Origin of the sequence: Streptomyces sp. ISL-99 (assembly GCF_018614005.1) — a bacterium.
Taxonomy (GTDB): domain Bacteria; phylum Actinomycetota; class Actinomycetes; order Streptomycetales; family Streptomycetaceae; genus Streptomyces; species Streptomyces flavidovirens.
In genome coordinates, this window is sequence record NZ_JAGGPC010000003.1 from 36,451 (window position 1) to 54,441 (window position 17,991).

General features: G+C 71.1%; 13 protein-coding genes. 2 read left to right on the forward strand and 11 right to left on the reverse strand.

The genetic code is table 11. The annotated features are described in order from the left end of the window. Positions 1–9 precede the first annotated feature (9 nt). Together J7E91_RS01515 and J7E91_RS01520 are read left to right on the forward strand one after the other, a co-directional pair. On the forward strand, positions 10–1,002 hold the full coding sequence (locus J7E91_RS01515; protein WP_214898419.1) for an aldo/keto reductase: 993 nt from the start codon (positions 10–12) through the stop codon (positions 1,000–1,002). A gap of 222 nt (positions 1,003–1,224) precedes the next feature. Continuing rightward, positions 1,225–2,403, forward strand: a complete 1,179-nt coding sequence (locus tag J7E91_RS01520) for a sorbosone dehydrogenase family protein (protein WP_214898421.1) — start codon at positions 1,225–1,227, stop codon at positions 2,401–2,403. Between the two features lie 80 nt (positions 2,404–2,483). Here the strand turns inward: J7E91_RS01520 and J7E91_RS01525 are convergent, their stop codons facing one another. From J7E91_RS01525 to J7E91_RS01575, 11 genes are all read right to left on the reverse strand, one after another. Then, positions 2,484–5,663 (reverse strand): AAA family ATPase, encoded by a 3,180-nt coding sequence (locus J7E91_RS01525; protein ID WP_374224597.1) that lies wholly within the window; start codon positions 5,661–5,663, stop codon positions 2,484–2,486. Positions 5,664–5,695: 32 nt separating this feature from the next. After that, the gene (locus J7E91_RS01530; RefSeq protein WP_214898423.1) at positions 5,696–5,893 is read right to left on the reverse strand and encodes a hypothetical protein; all 198 of its coding nucleotides are present in this window, start codon (positions 5,891–5,893) and stop codon (positions 5,696–5,698) included. 176 nt (positions 5,894–6,069) lie between these two features. Beyond that, the gene (locus J7E91_RS01535) at positions 6,070–6,648 is read right to left on the reverse strand and encodes a hypothetical protein (RefSeq protein ID WP_214898425.1); all 579 of its coding nucleotides are present in this window, start codon (positions 6,646–6,648) and stop codon (positions 6,070–6,072) included. Positions 6,649–6,683: 35 nt separating this feature from the next. Next, entirely contained in the window at positions 6,684–7,238 is a 555-nt protein-coding gene (locus J7E91_RS01540; RefSeq protein WP_214898427.1) for a GNAT family N-acetyltransferase, read from the reverse strand. A 15-nt stretch (positions 7,239–7,253) separates the two neighbouring features. Continuing rightward, on the reverse strand, positions 7,254–9,476 hold the full coding sequence (locus tag J7E91_RS01545; protein ID WP_214898429.1) for an MMPL family transporter: 2,223 nt from the start codon (positions 9,474–9,476) through the stop codon (positions 7,254–7,256). A 181-nt stretch (positions 9,477–9,657) separates the two neighbouring features. Further along, entirely contained in the window at positions 9,658–11,757 is a 2,100-nt protein-coding gene (locus J7E91_RS01550) for a phosphocholine-specific phospholipase C (protein WP_214898430.1), read from the reverse strand. A 262-nt stretch (positions 11,758–12,019) separates the two neighbouring features. Next, entirely contained in the window at positions 12,020–13,531 is a 1,512-nt protein-coding gene (gene gatB / locus J7E91_RS01555; RefSeq protein WP_214898432.1) for an Asp-tRNA(Asn)/Glu-tRNA(Gln) amidotransferase subunit GatB, read from the reverse strand. A gap of 16 nt (positions 13,532–13,547) precedes the next feature. Continuing rightward, complete coding sequence (locus J7E91_RS01560; protein ID WP_214898552.1) at positions 13,548–13,781, reverse strand: hypothetical protein; 234 nt, start codon at positions 13,779–13,781, stop codon at positions 13,548–13,550. A gap of 5 nt (positions 13,782–13,786) precedes the next feature. Next, positions 13,787–15,301, reverse strand: coding sequence for an Asp-tRNA(Asn)/Glu-tRNA(Gln) amidotransferase subunit GatA (gene gatA / locus J7E91_RS01565; protein ID WP_214898434.1), 1,515 nt, complete (start codon positions 15,299–15,301; stop codon positions 13,787–13,789). A gap of 5 nt (positions 15,302–15,306) precedes the next feature. Beyond that, positions 15,307–15,603 carry an Asp-tRNA(Asn)/Glu-tRNA(Gln) amidotransferase subunit GatC gene (gatC, locus tag J7E91_RS01570; protein WP_015036350.1) on the reverse strand — a complete coding sequence of 99 codons (297 nt, stop codon included), beginning with the start codon at positions 15,601–15,603 and terminating at the stop codon, positions 15,307–15,309. A 153-nt stretch (positions 15,604–15,756) separates the two neighbouring features. Beyond that, positions 15,757–17,892 carry a bifunctional diguanylate cyclase/phosphodiesterase gene (locus J7E91_RS01575; protein ID WP_214898435.1) on the reverse strand — a complete coding sequence of 712 codons (2,136 nt, stop codon included), beginning with the start codon at positions 17,890–17,892 and terminating at the stop codon, positions 15,757–15,759. Positions 17,893–17,991 lie beyond the last annotated feature (99 nt).

The following is a 17,991-nucleotide window of genomic DNA, read 5'->3' on the forward strand; positions in this document are numbered from 1 at the left end:
TACGGGGAGTTGGAGCGCAGGACAATCGGTGCGGCAGCGCTCGAAGTGGGCGCGATCGGCCTCGGATGCATGCCGATGAGCTGGGCGTACACCGGCTCGCAGCAGCGCGGGGACCGGTCGGTGCGTACCGTGCACGCGGCGCTCGACGCGGGGTGCAGCCTGCTCGACACGGCGGACATGTACGGGCCCTTCACCAACGAGCTGCTGCTGGGGCGGGTGCTCAGGGAGCGGCGTGCCGACGCGTTCGTCTCGACCAAGTGCGGGCTGCTCGTCGGTGATCAGCACATCGTCGCCAATGGGCGCCCGGGGTACGTACGGCGGGCCTGCGACGCTTCTTTGCGGCGGCTGCAGACCGATGTGATCGACCTCTACCAGTTGCACCGGCCGGATCCGGAGGTGCCGGTCGAGGAGACCTGGGGCGCGATGGCGGATCTGGTGCGGGCGGGGAAGGTGCGGGCTCTCGGGGTGTGCGCGGTGGGGGCGCGGGCGTCGCGGCGTCCGGGGGCGCGGATGCACGACGGAACGATTCATCAGCTGGAGCGGGTGCAGCAGGTCTTCCCGGTGAGCGCGGTGGAGGCCGAGCTTTCGGTGTGGTCGCCGGAGGCACTGGCGGCGCTGTTGCCGTGGTGCGAGGCGCGGGGCGTCGGTTTTCTGGCCGCCATGCCGCTGGGCAACGGCTTTCTGACGGGGACGCTCAAGCCGGGGCAGGGCTTCGAGCCGGACGACGTACGGGCCAGGCATCCGCGTTTCACGGCGGAGATGATGGCGGCGAACCAGCCGGTGGTGGCCGGGCTGCGGCGGGTCGCCGAGCGCCACGGCGCCACTCCGGCGCAGGTGGCGCTGGCCTGGGTGCTGGGGCGCGGCCGGCATGTGGTGCCGGTGCCGGGGACCAAGCGCGAGCGGTGGGCGGTACAGAACGCGAGGGCGGCGGCGCTGCGGCTGACGGCGGAGGACCTGGCGGAGATCGCGGAGCTGCCGCCGGCGCGCGGCTCCTGGGACTGACCGCCCCGCTCACCGGCCTGCCAGCAAAGACCCGATCACCGGGCCGGTCAAGAAGGGAACCCGCGGCACACCAGCGGCGGCTCCCTTCCCCCGGGGGCAACCCCCGGACCCCCGGCCGCAAAGACCCGATCACCGGGCCGGTCGAGAAGGGAACCTGCGGCGCACCAGCGGTGTATGAAGAGTGAGAGCCGCTGCCGGTGAAGACTGCCGGCCGTCGAAGGGATGCGTACCGTGCAACGTCCTGCTGTGACAGCTGTGTTGGCTGCCGCCGTTCTCCTGCTCACCGCGGGGTGTTCCGGCGCGGACGGGAACGCGCCGGCTCCGACGGCCACGGGCGGCGCGAGTGCGTCGCCCTCGGGGGACGCGTCCCGGCCCGGGTCCGGGTCCCGTGCCGAGCCGCCGCCCGCGAAGGGGTCGGTCAAGGTGGTGAGCACCCTCACCGAGGACCTCAAGTCGCCCTGGGGACTCGCTGCGCTGCCCGACGGCGATCTGCTGGTCTCCTCACGCGACGAGGGGACGATCACCCGCGTCGACGGCGAGAGCGGCAAAAAGACAGAGATCGGCACCGTGGCGGGGGTCGCCCCGGCCGGGGAGGGCGGCCTCATGGGCCTGGCCGTCTCGCCCTCCTTCGCCTCGGACCACCTGGTCTACGCGTACTTCACCACCGAGTCCGACAACCGCATCGCCCGCATGCTGTACGACGAGAAGAAGCCCGCCGGGCAGCAACTGGGCGCGCCGGACACCATCTTGAGAGGCATCCCGAAGGGCACGGTCCACAACGGCGGGCGGATCGCCTTCGGCCCGGACAAGATGCTCTACGCCGGGACGGGCGAGACGGGTGACACCGGCCTGGCCCAGGACAAGAAGTCACTGGGCGGCAAGATCCTGCGGATGACCCCGGACGGCGAGCCGGTGCACGGCAACCCGGAGGCGGACTCGGTCGTCTACTCGTACGGGCACCGCAACGTCCAGGGCCTGGCCTGGGACAGCGAGAAGCGGCTGTGGGCGGCCGAGTTCGGCCAGAACACCTGGGACGAGCTCAATCAGATCCGCCCCGGCCAGAACTACGGGTGGCCCGAGGTCGAGGGCAAGGGCGGCGAGGAGGGGTTCGTCGACCCGGTCGCCCAGTGGAAGACGTCCGAGGCCTCACCGAGCGGGATCGCGTACGCCGAGGGCTCAATCTGGATGGCGGGCCTGCGCGGTGAACGGCTGTGGCGGATTCCGCTGAACGGTACGGAGCCGGTGGCGGACCCGGAGTCGTTCCTGGCGGAGGAGCACGGCCGGCTGCGCACGGTGGTGGCGGCCGGCGGCGACAAGCTGTGGCTGGTCACCAGCGAGACGGACACCCGCGGCACGCCGGAGCCGGGCGACGACCGCATCCTGAACCTGGAGGTGAAGTAACCGGCCCGGACCAATGACACGCCCGTGCCGGGACGGCGGCGCCCGTGGTGGGGGCAGGGGGTGCACGCCGCTGGGTGGGGTCAGCCGGGCGTCAGGGGGTGGTCCTGGGTGTCGGTGAAGAGGCGCAGCCGGTGGGCCACGGCGGCGGCCTCGCCACGGCCGGAGACGCCGAGCTTGGCCAGGATGTTGGAGACGTGGACGCTCGCCGTCTTGGGTGAGATGTAGAGCTCCTCGGCGATCTGCCGGTTGCTGCGGCCGGCCGCGACCAGCCGCAGTACGTCCTGTTCGCGCGGGGTCAGTCCCAGCGACGCGGCCGGGCTCGCGGTGAGTACCGGCGCTTTGGGCTCCCGGTTCAGCGCGAGGCGGGCGCGCTGGGCGAGCAGTGCGACGCTCTCGGCCAGCGGGCGGGCGCCCAGGTGTTCCGCGGCGGCCCGGGCCAGCCGGAGCAGCTCGGCGGCCCGCTCGCGCTCGTCGGCGTTCACTTCGCGCGGGCTCGCCGCACCGGCCTGCGGGGCGGCGGCAGCCCCGGCGTCGCAGCCGCCGGTGTGGGTGGAGGCTGCGAGCAGTGCCTCCGCCCAGCGCAGGCGCGCGCGGGCCAGGTCGTACGGGCGCTCCAGCGTCTCGAACGCCGTGACGACGCCGGCCCAGTCGTCGGGGGTGGCAAGGCCCTCGGCCCGGCGCAGTTCGGCTCTCACCCAGCGCTCGTACGCCTGCCAGAGCGGCGCCGGGGTAGCCAGCCGCTTCGCCCGGTTCCGGATCAGCTCCAGGGCCTCGGCGCGGCCCGTCCCGGCGGCCGGCAGGCCACGTGCGTCCGCCTCGGCGGCGGCGGCTTCGGCCAGCAGCGCCCAGGCGTAACGGTGTGTGCCGAGAGGGAAGCCGGCCGCGGCGGCCCGCGCGAATCCGGCGCGGACGTCCAGGATGCGGCCTCGCGCGGCGGCGAGGGTGAGCTCGATCCGGTGCCTGGGGAGGTCGTGCTGGGGCATCGGGTCGTGGGTGCCGAAGTAGGCGTGGGCGGCTGCCAGCCGCTCCTCGGCGGCGGTCAGTTCGCCGCGGGCGCGTGCCACGTCGGCCTGTATCCAGGCGGCGGCGCCGCGCGGCTTCGCGCTCGGCGCGGAGGCCCGTTCGATGTCCACGGCGTGCCCGACGGCCTCGCTCCAGTGCCCCAGGGAGACGAGCGCCTCGGCGAGATTTCCGCGCACCCAGGCTTCGACGTCGGCGAGGCCGTACTTCCGGGAGAAGGCGACGCCTTCCTCGGCGATCTTCACCGCCTCCCGGGAGCGCCCCAGGGATTCCAGAGCCGAGGGGAGGTTCACGTAGATGCGGCCCGCCACGCTGGCCATGCCCTGTGCGACCGCCTGTTCCTTGACGGCGTACAGCGTGGCGAGGCCGCCCTCGACGTCGCCCGCGTCGACGGTCAGGCCCCCCAGGGTGGTCAGCGCGGAGAGTTCGGTGTCCCGGGCTCCGACCATGCGCGCGTACTCCACGGCCTGTTCGGCGGCGACCAGGGTGTCCGGGCCCGGCTCGTGCAGCATGCCCCAGCCCGCGACGTACGACAGGACCTCGGCATGGACGGCCGACGGCGGCAGTCCGCGCACGAGTTCGCGGGCGCGGGCGAGTTCGGCCCAGCCGTCGCCCCGTCCCAGGCTCGATATCAGCTTGCAGCGCTGCACCCAGAACCAGGCTTCGCGCTGGGCGTCCCCCTCGCCCTCCAGGAGCCGCAGCGCCTTCTTGGCGATCTTGAGGGCCCGTTCGCGCTCGCCGCCGAACCGGCCGGCGACGGTGGCCTCCGCCATGAGGTCGAGGTAGCGCAGCGGCGTCGTCGCGGCGTCGCAGCCGCAGGGCGGGTAGACCTCGGCGTAGTCCAGGGGGCGCAGCACCGCGCGGATCTCGGCGGGGGCGTCATCCCACAGCTCCATCGCCCGTTCCAGCAGGCTCAGCTGATCGGCGTACGCGTGGCGGCCGCGCGCCTCGACGGAGGCCTTCAGCACGGCGGGAAGCGCCTTGGCGGCGTCGTGCGCGGCGTACCAGTAGCTGGCGAGACGGGTGGCGTACTCGTCGGCCCGTACGAGCGAGGGGTCGGCCTCCAGCGCTTCGGCGTACCGCCGGTTGAGGCGGGAGCGCTCGCCGGGGAGCAGATCGTCGCTGAGCGCCTCGCGCACCAGGGAGTGCCGGAAGCGGTACCCGTCACCGTCCGGCGTCGCGAGCAGCAGGTTGGCGCCAACGGCGGCCCGCAGGGCCTCGATCAGATCGTCCTCGGGGAGCCGCGCGACGGCGAGCAGCAGCCGGTATTCGACGGTTGAGCCGCCCTCGGCGACGATCCTGGCGACCTTCTGGGCGTCGTCGGGCAGCGCCTCGACCCGCACCAGCAGGATGTCGCGCAGGGAGTCGCTCAGGCCGGTGGCGCAGCCGGTCCCGATGCAGGAGGCCAGTTCCTCGACGAAGAACGCGTTGCCGTCGGAGCGTGTGAACACCTCTTCGGCCAGGGCCGCTTCGGGTTCGGCGGCGAGGATTCCGGTCAGCTGGCGGTGCACTTCCAAACGGTTGAAGCGGGACAGTTCGATGCGCCGGACCGTGCGCAGCCGGTCGAGTTCGGCGAGGAGGGGCCGCAACGGGTGGCGGCGGTGGATGTCGTCCGCGCGGTAGGTGCCGATGACGACAAGGCGTCCGCGCCGCAGCGTGCGGAAGAGGTACGCGAGGAGGTGGCGGGTGGAGGTGTCGGCCCAGTGCAGGTCCTCCAGGGCGAGCACGACCGTACGGTCGGCGGTGATGCGCTCCAGAAGGCGGACGGTGAGCTCGAAGAGGCGCGTCATGCCGTCTTCGCTGTGCTGGTCGCGGGAGGTCTCGCCGAGTTCGGGCAACAGCCGGGCCAGTTCGCCCTCCTGGCCCTCGGCCGCGGCGGCGACCTCGTCGGGCATTCTGCGCCGCAGGGCGCGCAGCGCGGTGGAGAACGGCGCGAACGGCAACCCGTCGGCGCCGATCTCGACGCAGCCGCCCACCACGACGACGGCGTCGGCCCGGCAGGCGGCGGCGAAGAACTCCTCGACGAGGCGGGTCTTGCCGACCCCTGCCTCACCACCCACGAGCAACGCCTGCGGCTCGCCCGCGGTGGCGCGGGCGAGCGCATCGGTGAGCTGGGCCAGCTCGCCGGCGCGGCCGACGAACACGGGGCTGACAGACCTGGTCTCCACATCGCTGAGCATCGCACAGGGGTCCGACATCGCGGGACGGGCCAGGAAACCCGTAACGGCCACGACGCTCATCTCGCGTCCTTCGCCGCGCCGTCAGGCCGCCGTCACGCGGCCCGTGCGAGCCGGTTGCGCAGCGAACTCACCGGCCCCTCGGATGCGTTCTGCCCGGACGTGCGGGCGGCCCGGCGGTCGGTCCTGCGGGCGGCGCGGCGGTCCTTGGCGGCCTGCCGTGCGAGGCGTTCGGTGGCGGCCACGCGCATCAGCTCGGCCGCGTGCTGCTGCTGGATCTCGTGCTCGAACATGGTGTGCTCCTCAAGGAGTCGAGTCGTTCGTCGAGTTCGCTTTTCGCGATGCCTCAACTCTCGTTTCCCAGGGCGCCCCGGCACATCGGGAGAGTGCCGCATCTTGGCAGCACGAAGGGCCTTAGGGACGTACACGCGAAGGTGCGTACGTCCCTAAGGCCCCTGGTGTGGCTGCCTTACTGGCCTGCTCCGGCGCCCGTTCCCGCGGTGGGCGGCGTAGGCATCGAGGCGAAGAGGTCGAAGTACATGCCGGCGGAGACAAGCAGCCCGAGGGCGCCGAGGGCGATGCCGGCCCAGGCGAAGGAGCGGACCCAGCCGGACTGGTGGCCGGCGGCGAAGGCCGGGCGGGCCAGCACCACGGCGGCGACGACGAGCGCGAGCAGCGCGAAGCCGCCGTTGACGAGGGCGGTCAGGTGCCACGGGTCGCCGTACATCGTGCTGATCTGTTCGGCGGGGCCGGCGGTCTGCTCCATCCCGAGCTGCCCGACGATCCTCTGGCGCTCGGCGACGACATCGCTGACCCAGGTCCCGGTGAGGGCGGCGAGGCCGAGCACCGTGGAGACCACGGCGGCGGCGCCCGCGCCGACGCCGGGGGAAGAGGCGCGCGGGGCCTGGTCGGCGGCCTCGGAGCCGTCAACCGTGACGTCCTGGTCAGCGGCCTCGGCCTTCTTGGTCTCTTCCGTCTCTCCTGCTGCGATCTCGTCGGCTGATGTGTCGGCTGCTTTGTCGGACTGAGTACGGGCTGTGGCTGTCATACGCCGCACGCTAGGTGTGGTTTCTGAGAGCTTTCTTAACGCCCCTTGCGCCACTCGTGCGCCAGCACGGACCAGACCTCGATGTCGTGCCGTACGCCCCGGTACGGATGGCTTTCGCGCAGTACGCCGTCCCGCGTCATCCCCAGCCGCTTCGCCACATTGATGCTCGCCGTGTTCGCGGACGCCGCGCGCCACTCCACGCGGTGCATCCCGCGCTCGTCCACCGCCCAGTCGATCAGCGCCCGCATGGCGCGCGTGACGAGGCCGCGGCCCGCCGCCCCTTCTTCCAGCCAGCAGCCGGCCTCGCAGTTGCCCGAAGCGGCGTCGAAGGTCCGGAAGAGGACCCCGCCGACCAGCGTGCCTTCGAGCCAGATGCCGTAGAGGTGTCCGGTGTCCGCGGCCCGCTTCTCGGCGTACGACTGGAGGAAGGCCCGCGCCGCACCGAGGTCCTTGGCGGCCGCCGCGAGCCCGATGTACTGGTCGATGTACTCGCGCCCGCGGTCGATGTGGGCGAGATACTCCTCGGCCCGCCAGGGCTCCAGAGGGCGCAGCACCGCGCCGTCGTCGCCGCCCAGCTGTATCTCGAACATCCCGCTCCTCGCCGGTTATGGCACGAGCTGCGGAGGCTCCTCGGAGTCGCCCGTGCGCTGGGCATCGATCTTGTCATGTGCCGTAAGGCATTCGGCGGGTTCGATGCTGATGCGCGGCAGCCACCGGTCGAGCCGGCGCGGCAGCCACCAGTTCGCGCCGCCGAGCATGTGCATCAGAGCGGGGACCAGGAGCGTACGGAGCACGAACGCGTCCAGGGCGACGGCCGCCGCGAGCGCGATGCCGAACATCGCGATCACCCGGTCGCCGCTGAGGACGAAGGCCAGGAAGACCGAAATCATGATCACGGCCGCGGAGTTGATCACTCGGCTGGTCTCGGCCAGGCCGACCCGCACCGCCCGCCGGTTGTCGCCGGTCTCCAGCCACTCCTCGTACATCCGGCTGACGAGGAAGACCTGGTAGTCCATCGAGAGCCCGAAGAGCACCGACACCATGATCACCGGCAGGAACGGCTCGATCGGTCCCGCGCTGCCGAGCCCGAGCAGTTCGCTGCCCCAGCCCCACTGGAAGACGGCCACGACGACTCCGAAGGAGGAGGCGACGGCGAGCACGTTCATCAGCGCTGCCTTCAGCGGGATGCCGACGCTGCGGAAGGCGAGCAGCAGCAGGGCGCAGCCGAGCGCGATCACGATGCCGACGAAGAGCGGCAGCTTGCCCACTATGACATCGGCGAAGTCGTCGTAGCTCGCGGTGATCCCGCCGACGTACACCTCCAGCGACGTCCCCTGCTCGGCCTGCGGCAGGATGTTGTCGCGCAGCCGGTCGACGAGGTCGCTGGTGTCCTTCGACTGCGGTGACGACTGCGGTACGACGGTGAGTGCGGCCGTTTCGCCGTCGCCGCTGTACGCCACCGGGCCGACGAACGCGACACCGTCGGCGCCGCGCACGGTGCCGGCGAGGGCGCCCATGGCGGCGCGGTCGTCCGCGCCGTGGACCTCGGCGACGAGGGTCAGCGGGCCGTTGCTGCCGGGGCCGAAGCCTTCGGCGATCAGGTCGTACGCCGAGCGGGTCGTCGAGGACACCGGGTTGTTGCCCTGGTCGGACGTGCCCAGGTGCAGCCCGAGGGTGGGCAGTGCGAGGACCACCATGACGACGGCGGCGACGGCACCGAGCAGCTTGGGGTGGCGCTCGACGAAGGCGGACCAGTGGGCGGCGAACCCGGTGGGCAGCGCGGGCTGCGGGCCGTGCTTGCTCAGCTGCCTGCGTTCGCGGCGGCTGAGCGCCCTCATGCCGATGAGGGAGAGCAGGGCGGGCAGCAGGGTCACCGAGGCGGCGACGGTGAGGATGACGGTCAGCGACGCGGCGATCGCGACGCCGTTGAGGAAGGACAGGCGCAGTATCAGCATGCCCAGCAGGGCGATGCAGACCGTGGCGCCCGCGAAGACGACCGCGCGGCCGGTGGTGGCGACCGCGTTCGCCGCCGAGTCGGCGACGGACAGGCCGCGGCGCAGCCCCTCGCGGTGCCGGGTGACGATGAACAGGGCGTAGTCGATGCCGACGCCGAGCCCGACCAGCATGCCCAGCATCGGCGCGAAGTCCGCGACCGTCATGACGTGGCCGAGCAGGATGGTGCCCGCGTACGCCGTGCCGACGCTGACCAGGGCGGTCGCGATGGGCAGCAGGCTGGCCGCGAGCGAGCCGAAGGCGACGAAGAGGACGACGGCCGCGACCACGACCCCGACGAGCTCGCTGAGGTGGGAGTCGGGAGCCTCGGTGAGTGCTACCGCGTTGCCGCCGAGCTCCACCTGGATCTCGGCGGTCTCCGCGGCCTTCGCGGTGTCGACGAGAGCCTTTGCCTGCCGCTGGAGGACGTCGTCGGCCTGCGTGTCGAAGGTGACGGTGGCGTAGGCGGTGTGCCCGTCCTTGCTGATCTGCGACGCGGCGCCCTCGCTCTCGTACGGGCTGACGACGCCCACCACGCCCGGAAGGTCCTCGATGGCGTCCAGCGTCCGCGTCATCGACTGCTCGACTCCGGCGGCCTCGACGGTGGTGCGGCCCGCGGTGTGCCAGACGACGGTGTTGCTGTCGCCTGCCCGGCCGTCGAATCCGGCATCGAGGAGGGCGGTGGCACGCCCAGATTCGGTGCCGGGTACCTCGTAGTCGTTGGAATACGCCGAACCGGCGATTCCAGCGGCTCCGGCCACTACGCCGAGCGCGAGCAGCCACAGCAGAACTGAGGCGAAACGGTGCTTGACGCACCACCGGGCGATTGCTGCCAACGGACTTGCTCCCTGGATGGTTCGTGGATCTTTACCGGGAACAAACCCGCAAAGAACTCAGGACCTACGACCAGCAACTTTGACAGCTGAAAGCGATCCTTTGTCCCATTCGTGCGCATAGTCACAGAAATCGCGGGAGCCAGGGGCACAGCTCCCGGGCTCCCGCGCACCACCCGGCGTGTCAGCCTGAGACGCTCGCGCGCCCGTTCTCAATGTGCCCCATGAGACGCCTGCGGAAAGCGTCGTCACCCGTAACGGTGATCGCCAGGTCGTACCACCCGTGCGCGTCCGCGGCGGAGTGCACCACGGTGCGGCTGCGGCCCGGCTTCACCGTGACCTCGCGGGGCCGCCTGTCGTCGAGGCCGGCCTCGTCGGCGTACGCGAGCGTCCGCACGGTGAAGGTCAGCGGGTCCTTGCCCCGGTTGACGAGGGTGAGGTGCAGGTCACGGTCGCGTACGTCGAGGTACGAGGAGACGTCGGCGACGCCCGCCTTCGTACCGGCGAACTCGCGGCGGAAGCCGTTCGGCCCGGTGATCGTGAAGCGGTAGTCGTCACGCGTAAGGGGTACGGCCCATTGCACGGTGCCCCTTACATCCCGGTGCTGCGGAATGGCGAATTCACCGGCGTACGGGTAGAGCGCGAAGTGTGCGCTCGCGCGCCCCGTGTTGCTGAGCTCGACCTTGAAGGCGCCGTCCTCCACCTTGCCGTGGGCGTCCGGCTGGTACGGCAGCGGGCGCGCGGGGCGCGTCCCCTCCTCCTGTACGGGCATGTGCTGCTCCAGCGGCGGGACCGGCCGCCAGCGCCCCGTGAAGGGCGGTATCGCACCCGGCTGCTCGACCTGCGGCTGCCGGTGCCCGCGCCTGAAGTCGAACGCCGAGGTCAGGTCGCCCGTGACCGTGCGCCGCCAGGGCGTGATGTTGGGCTCCTCGATGCCCGTCCACCGCTCCAGGAAGCGGATCACGGAGGTGTGGTCGAAGACCTCGGAGCAGACGTACCCGCCGACCGTCCACGGCGAGACGACCAGCATCGGGACGCGGATGCCGAGTCCGGTCGGCCGGCCCTGATACCGCTCGTCGGTGTTGTCGGCGGGCGGCACGGGCGGCGGCACATGATCGAAGAACCCGTCGTTCTCGTCGTAGTTGATCAGCACGACGGTGTGCCGCCAGACGTCCGGGTGCGAGCCGAGCGCGTCGAGGACCTTGTAGACGAGCGAGGCGCTGGCGATCGGCGAGGAGGAGCCGGGGTGCTCCGAGTCGACCGCCGAAGGCACCAGGTACGACACCTCGGGCAGCTTCCCCGCCGCCACGTCGGTCCGGAAGTCGTCGGCGAGCCCGCCGGTCTCGACGCGCCGCAGGCCGCGCTCGAAGAGGGAGCGCTCGGCCTTCGTCAGCGTGGCCACGCCCTCCTCCAGCGCGGCGAGCAGCCGCTCGCGCTCGGCGGCGTCTGCGGTGCCCCGCACCTTGGCGTAGAAGGCCTCCATGTAGGTGAAGCCGCCGGGAGCCTTCGCGAGGGCCTTGCGGGCGATCTTCTTGAAGGCCGTGAAGAACTCGATGTTGTTGTCGGTGAAGTTCTCCCACTCCTGGTACGTCTTCCAGGACCGGCCCGCCTTCTCCAGCCGCTCGGCGTACGTCGGCCACGGGTAGCCGGGATGCGTGCCCTCGGCGTACGCCGCATTGGTGACGGCGCGGCTGCCGTCGGCCTCGTGCCCGGTCCAGCCGCTCCACAGGTGGTTGCGGTTCGGGCTCGTCGACGTATGGATCGAGGAGTGGTAGGCGTCGCAGATGGTGAACGTGTCCGCGAGCTCGTAGTGCAGCGGCAGGTCGCGGCGGTCGTAGTACGCCATGGTGGCGGCGGTCTTGGCCGATACCCAGCCGTCCATCCAGCCCTGGTTCCAGGCCTTGGCACCGCCGCCCCACGAGTGGTCGAGGTCGCCGATGTACTGGAGGTCCTTCTTCTGCGCCTCGGCCGCGTCCCGGACCGGGAAGGGCAGGACGGTGCGCGACGGCGCGGGCTGCTCGAAGACCGGCTTGCCGGACGGGAGCTCCACGGCGTTGCGGTCACCGAATCCGCGTACGCCGCGCAGGGTGCCGAAGTAGTGGTCGAAGGATCGGTTCTCCTGCATGAGGACGACGACGTGCTTGACCGCTCCCAGCCCGCCCGAGGGCAGTTCGGCGGCTATCGCCGTCCGCAGCGAGGGCGGAAGCAGCGATCCGGCCGCGGCGGCGCCGATGGCGCCTCCGCCCAGAGCGAGCATCCTTCTGCGCGAAATGTCCGGTGACACGCTCGACCTCCCAGTCGACAGCCAATGGTCCGCCTGTGATCCATTGAGTGGTACGCCAGGGACGGTAGTGAGACCGGATGGCGACGAGAAGACCCGGCGACGACTCCGGCGTGAACGTCCAAGACAAGGAGCGAAGAGTCCAAGCGCTATCCGGCCATGTCCTGAGGCCCTGAAAGTCCTTAAGCCGCTCGTGTACGCCGAAGGGCGGCGCCCCGGATGATTCCGGTGCGCCGCCCCTCGTACGTCATCAGGCGTACGGGCCTCAGCCCTCGGTCACGCCGAGCTTCTCCAGAATCAGCTCGCGCACCCGCGCCGCGTCCGCCTGGCCGCGCGTGGCCTTCATGACCGCGCCGACCAGCGCGCCCGCCGCCGCGACCTTGCCGCTGCGGATCTTGTCCGCGATGCCGGCGTTGGCCGCGATGGCCTCGTCCACGGCCGTGCCCAGCGCGCCCTCGTCCGAGACGACCTTCAGGCCGCGCTTCTCGACGACCTCGTCCGGGCCGCCCTCGCCCGCGAGGACGCCCTCGAAGACCTGACGGGCCAGCTTGTCGTTGAGCGAGCCGTCCTTCACCAGCGCGGTGATACGGGCGACCTGCTCCGGCGTGATCGGCAGCGACGCGAGGTCGCGGCCGGACTCGTTGGCGTTACGGGCCAGCTCGCCCATCCACCACTTGCGCGCCGAAGCCGCGTCCGCGCCCGCCTCGATCGTGGCGACGATCGGGTCGATCGCGCCGGCGTTGAGGATCGACTGCATGTCGTGCTCGCTGACACCCCACTCCTCGCGGAGGCGGTTGCGGCGTACGCGCGGCAGCTCGGGCAGGCCGCGGCGGAGCTCCTCGACCCACTCGCGGGAGGGGGCCACGGGGACCAGGTCCGGCTCCGGGAAGTACCGGTAGTCCTCGGCGTTGTCCTTGATGCGGCCGGCCGTGGTGGAGCCGTCCTCCTCGTGGAAGTGCCGGGTCTCCTGGACGATCGTGCCGCCGGAGTTGAGAACAGCGGCGTGCCGCTGGATCTCGAAGCGGGCCGCGCGCTCGACCGAGCGAAGGGAGTTGACGTTCTTCGTCTCGGAGCGCGTACCGAACTCCTCACGGCCGTGCGGCCGCAGCGAGAGGTTCACGTCGCAGCGCATCTGGCCCTGCTCCATGCGCGCCTCGGAGACGCCGAGCGCCTTGATGAGCTCGCGGAGCTCGGCGACGTACGCCTTCGCGACCTCGGGGGCACGCGTGCCCGCGCCCTCGATCGGCTTGGTGACGATCTCGATGAGCGGGATGCCGGCGCGGTTGTAGTCCAGCAGGGAGTGGGACGCGCCGTGGATACGCCCGGTGGCGCCGCCGACGTGCAGCGACTTGCCGGTGTCCTCCTCCATGTGGGCGCGCTCGATCTGCACGCGGAAGATCTCGCCGTCCTCCAGCTGGACGTCCAGATAGCCGTTGAAGGCGATCGGCTCGTCGTACTGGGAGGTCTGGAAGTTTTTCGGCATGTCCGGATAGAAGTAGTTCTTCCGGGCGAAGCGGCACCACTCGGCGATCTCGCAGTTGAGCGCGAGGCCGATCTTGACGGCCGACTCGACGCCGATCGCGTTGACGACCGGGAGCGAGCCGGGCAGACCCAGGCAGGTGGGGCAGGTCTGGCTGTTGGCGTCCTGCTTGAGCTCCGTGGAGCAGCCGCAGAACATCTTCGTCTTTGTGCCGAGCTCGACATGGACCTCCAGGCCCATGACGGGGTCGTAGGACGCGAGTGCGTCCTCGTACGACACCAGTTCAGTGACGGTCACGGTGAAACTTTCCCTCTCAGCCCAGCAGAACGTCGTCGTCGCCGAGCTTCTTCAGCTCGCGGTAAAGCAGAGCGAGGCCCGTGACGATGGCGGCGGCGGAGACAACGGCGTCGACGAGACGGAGCGTGTCATTGTCCTTGCGGGCCATACGGGCCTGCTTGACGACGCTGATCGCGCCGAAGGCGGTGGAGCCGATCGACAGGTACGTGCCGGCCTTGGAATTCTTGAATCCCTTGGCCTTGATGGGCATGGGGCTCACAGCGACGGTGCCTCCTCAAGCAGCGGGTGGCCCCACTTTTCCACGAAGGCGGCCTCAACGGCAGCGCCGACCTTGTAAAGACGGTCGTCCTTCATGGCGGGGGCGATGATCTGGAGACCGACCGGCATGCCGTCCTCGGGCGCGAGGCCGCAGGGCAGCGACATGGCGGCGTTGCCGGCCAGGTTGGTCGGGATGGTGCACAGGTCCGCGAGGTACATCGCCATCGGGTCGTCGGCGCGCTCGCCGATCGGGAAGGCGGTGGTGGGCGTGGTCGGCGAGACGATCACGTCGACCTTCTCGAAGGCCTTCTCGAAGTCCTGCGTGATGAGGGTGCGGACCTTCTGCGCGGATCCGTAGTACGCGTCGTAGTAGCCGGAGCTGAGCGCGTACGTACCGAGAATGATCCGGCGCTTGACCTCGTCGCCGAAGCCGGCCTCACGGGTGAGGGCGGTGACCTCCTCGGCGGACTTCGTGCCGTCGTCCCCGACCCGCAGGCCGTAACGCATGGCGTCGAAGCGGGCCAGGTTGGAGGAGCACTCGGAGGGGGCGATGAGGTAGTACGCGGAGAGGGCCAGGTCGAAGGACGGGCAGTCCAGCTCGACGATCTCGGCGCCGAGCTCCTTCATCAGCTCGACGGACTCGTCGAAGCGCTGGAGGACGCCGGCCTGGTAGCCCTCGCCGCGGAACTGCTTGACGACGCCGACGCGCATGCCGGCCACGGAGCCGTTGCGGGCGGCCTCGACCACCGGCGGGACCGGGGCGTCGATGGAGGTCGAGTCCAGCGGGTCGTGCCCGGCGATGACCTCGTGCAGGAGCGCGGCGTCCAGGACCGTACGGGCACAGGGGCCGCCCTGGTCGAGGGAGGACGAGAACGCGACCATGCCGTAGCGGGAGACGCCGCCGTACGTGGGCTTGACGCCGACGGTGCCGGTGACGGCGGCGGGCTGGCGGATGGAACCGCCGGTGTCCGTGCCGATGGCCAGCGGCGCCTCGTACGACGCGAGGGCGGCGGAGGAGCCGCCTCCGGAGCCGCCGGGGATCTTGGTCAGGTCCCAGGGGTTGCCGGTCGGGCCGTACGCGCTGTTCTCGGTGGAGGACCCCATGGCGAACTCGTCCATGTTGGTCTTGCCGAGGATGACGACGTCGGCCGCCTTGAGCTTCCGGGTGACCGTGGCGTCGTACGGCGGGATCCAGCCTTCGAGGATCTTCGAACCGACGGTGGTCGGCATGCCCTCGGTGGTGAAGATGTCCTTGAGCGCGAGCGGTACGCCGGCCAGCGGGCCGAGCTTCTCGCCGTTCGCCCTCTTCGCGTCGACGGCGCGAGCCTGGGCCAGGGCCCCCTCGCGGTCGACGTGCAGGAAGGCGTGCACCTTCTCGTCGACGGCGTCGATCCGGGCCAGGTGGGCCTCGGTCACCTCGACGGCCGTGAGCTCGCCCGAAGCGATCTTCGCGGCGGTCTCGGCGGCGGTGAGCTTGATGATGTGCTCGACGTTGTGTGTGGCGGTCGTCATGGTGATTAGTCCTCCCCCAGGATCTGCGGCACCTTGAAACGCTGCTGCTCCTGGGCGGGGGCGCCGGAGAGGGCCTGCTCCGGGGTGAGCGACGGACGGACCTCGTCCGCGCGCATGACGTTCGTCAGCGGCAGCGGGTGGGAGGTCGGCGGTACGTCTTGGTCGGCGACCTCGGAGACGCGGGCGACCGCGCCGATGATGTCGTCGAGCTGACCGGCGAAGTGATCGAGCTCTTCGCCCTTCAGCTCCAGACGCGCCAGCCGTGCGAGGTGGGCGACCTCCTCGCGCGTGATGCCAGGCATGCAGCGATCCTCAGGGGTGAGTGTGTGGATTTTGGCCCAATCCTATGGGGCTCGGGCCCCTGCCCACGAAACGGATTCCCTGCGAACGGCCTCGTACGCTCCTCACACACGCCTCATGTACTTCTCGTGCACTCCACTCGCACTCCGGGTCCGCTACTTCACCGGCTGGCCGGACGGGGACGGGGACTGGCTCTGCGCCTCTTCCAGGGCGGCCGCGGCGGCGACCCGGTCCAGGTCCACCTGCCGGTGCCAGCCGCGCTCGCCCCTGGCCAGCAGCCAGGCCGTCGCCTCGTCCGGCGGCATCGCCGCCGCCACCAGCCAGCCCTGCACCGCGTCGCAGCCCAGGTCCCGCAGCCGCTCCCACGTCTCGTCGTCCTCGACGCCCTCCGCCACCACCAGCAGTCCCAGCGAGTGGGCGAGGTCGACCGTGCAGCGGACGATCTCGGCGTCCTCGTTGTCGACGGCCAGCCGGGCCACGAAGGACCGGTCGATCTTCAGCTCGCTCACCGGCAGCCGGCGCAGGTGCACGAGGGAGGAGTAGCCCGTACCGAAGTCGTCCAGCGACATCTTCACGCCGTGCCCGGTCAGCCCGGCCAGCGTGTCCGCCGCGCGCTGCGGGTCCTCCAGCAGCACGTGCTCCGTTATTTCGAGTTGCAGGGACCCGGCGGGGACACCGTGGCGGGCCAGCCGGGCCGCCACCGCGCCCGCGAAGCCGGGCGTGTGCACGTCGCGCGGTGACACGTTCACCGCGACGGGAGTGTTCAGTCCCTGTGCCCGCCACCGGGCGACCTGTGCGAGCGCGGTCTCCAGGACGTACTCCGTCAGGTGCGGCATCAGCCCCGACGACTCCGCGATGGCGATGAACTCGTCCGGGGAGACCCGCCCGCGCTCCGGGTGCACCCACCGGACCAGCGCTTCGAGACCCGCCACCTGCCCGTCGAAGCGCACCTTCGGCTGGTAGTGGAGCTCGACGTCGCCCGCGTCGAGCGCCCGCCGCAGGTCACCCAGCAGGCCGAGCCGGTCGGGTGTGTTGCTGTCCCGTTTGGATTCGTAGACCTCTACGCCCGTACGGTCCCGCTTGGCCTGATACATCGCCACGTCGGCGCGCCGCAGCAGCCCTTCCGCGTCCAGCGCGTGGTCGGGGAAGACGGCGACGCCCGCACTGGCCTCCAGGACGAGCGTCAGCCCGTCCAGGTCGAGCGGCGAGGAGAGTTCGGCCACCAGATGCCTGGCGATGCGCTGCGCACTGGTCGTCGAGTCCGCGGTGGGGAGCAGGACCGCGAACTCGTCACCGCCGAGCCGCGCGGCCTCCGCCCCGCGCGGCAGCGCCAGGCGCAGCCTGTCGGCTATCTGGAGCAGCAGCCGGTCGCCCGCCAGGTGGCCGAGGGTGTCGTTGACCGCTCTGAAACGGTCGAGGTCTATCAGTACGAGCGCGGAGCGGGTGCCGGTGCTCTGGGCCTCTTCCAGCACCGGCCGGGCCCGCTGCAGCAGCCAGTGCCGGTTCGGCAGCCCGGTCAGCGGGTCCCGCAGCTGCTCCTCCGCCCTGGCCCTGGCGATCCACAGCGTGGAGTCCAGCGCTATCAGCGGTACGGAGAACAGCGGCAGCAGGACCGGCAGCGCCACCGCGACCACGCAGATCAGTGGTGCGATACCGAGCAGGGCGACCGCGACGAGCGCCTGCCGGTACAGGGCCGTCCGGGCGACGGACGGCAGCCGTCCGCGGCGCGGCGCCAGCGTGTACCAGAGGAGCACCCGGGTCAGGGCGAGATACGCGGTGGCGGCGAGCACGACCTCCGGGACCGTCTCTATCCCCCACTCCAGTGGGTTCCAGGGCTTCTCGACGGTCGGTACGTCGCCGAACACGGCCAGGACGAGCGCCGCGACGCCTATCCCCAGGATGTCCACCGCGCCGTGCAGGAGTCCCTGTTTCCAGCGGTGCCTGCGGGCCACGCCGACGAGCACGACGACGGCCAGGCTGACCAGACCGGCGGGCACCCAGCCGTACAGCAGCAGGACGGCAAGGGTGAGCGCGGCGCCCGATCCCGTGCCGCCCCACCACCGGTCGCGGCCGAGGGCGACCAGATGGCCGACGATGACTCCGGTGAGCAGCGCGAGGGACCAGCCGACCGTGCTGTCGGGGAACAGCGCGCGGTCCGCGGTCACGGCGCGGACCATCCCGGTGAACAGGACGAGGGCGGCCAGTGTCACGACGGCGGCGGGCAGCGCCCTCGGGGCGCCTGCCCACCGCCTCAGCCGTGAGGCCGGGTCGGCACTCTCGGTCGGTTTCATTCCGTCCCTCTCACAGCCGGCGGTGCCCCTGCCAAGCGATGGCCCCGTTGTCATGCCGTCCACGACTGAAATTCCTTTCCCGGGCTCTTTATGAGCAGG

What these genes read in the sequence shown, in the direction of transcription:
- J7E91_RS01540 (WP_214898427.1), bottom strand. Translation starts at nt 7,238, where the DNA reads ATGTTCGAGATACAGCTGGGCGGCGACGACGGCGCGGTGCTGCGCCCT.
- J7E91_RS01560 (WP_214898552.1), bottom strand. Translation starts at nt 13,781, where the DNA reads ATGCCCATCAAGGCCAAGGGATTCAAGAATTCCAAGGCCGGCACGTAC.
- J7E91_RS01575 (WP_214898435.1), bottom strand. Translation starts at nt 17,892, where the DNA reads ATGAAACCGACCGAGAGTGCCGACCCGGCCTCACGGCTGAGGCGGTGG.
- gatA (WP_214898434.1), bottom strand. Translation starts at nt 15,301, where the DNA reads ATGACGACCGCCACACACAACGTCGAGCACATCATCAAGCTCACCGCC.
- J7E91_RS01530 (WP_214898423.1), bottom strand. Translation starts at nt 5,893, where the DNA reads ATGTTCGAGCACGAGATCCAGCAGCAGCACGCGGCCGAGCTGATGCGC.
- J7E91_RS01535 (WP_214898425.1), bottom strand. Translation starts at nt 6,648, where the DNA reads ATGACAGCCACAGCCCGTACTCAGTCCGACAAAGCAGCCGACACATCA.
- J7E91_RS01525 (WP_374224597.1), bottom strand. Translation starts at nt 5,663, where the DNA reads ATGAGCGTCGTGGCCGTTACGGGTTTCCTGGCCCGTCCCGCGATGTCG.
- gatC (WP_015036350.1), bottom strand. Translation starts at nt 15,603, where the DNA reads ATGCCTGGCATCACGCGCGAGGAGGTCGCCCACCTCGCACGGCTGGCG.
- J7E91_RS01520 (WP_214898421.1), top strand. Translation starts at nt 1,225, where the DNA reads ATGCGTACCGTGCAACGTCCTGCTGTGACAGCTGTGTTGGCTGCCGCC.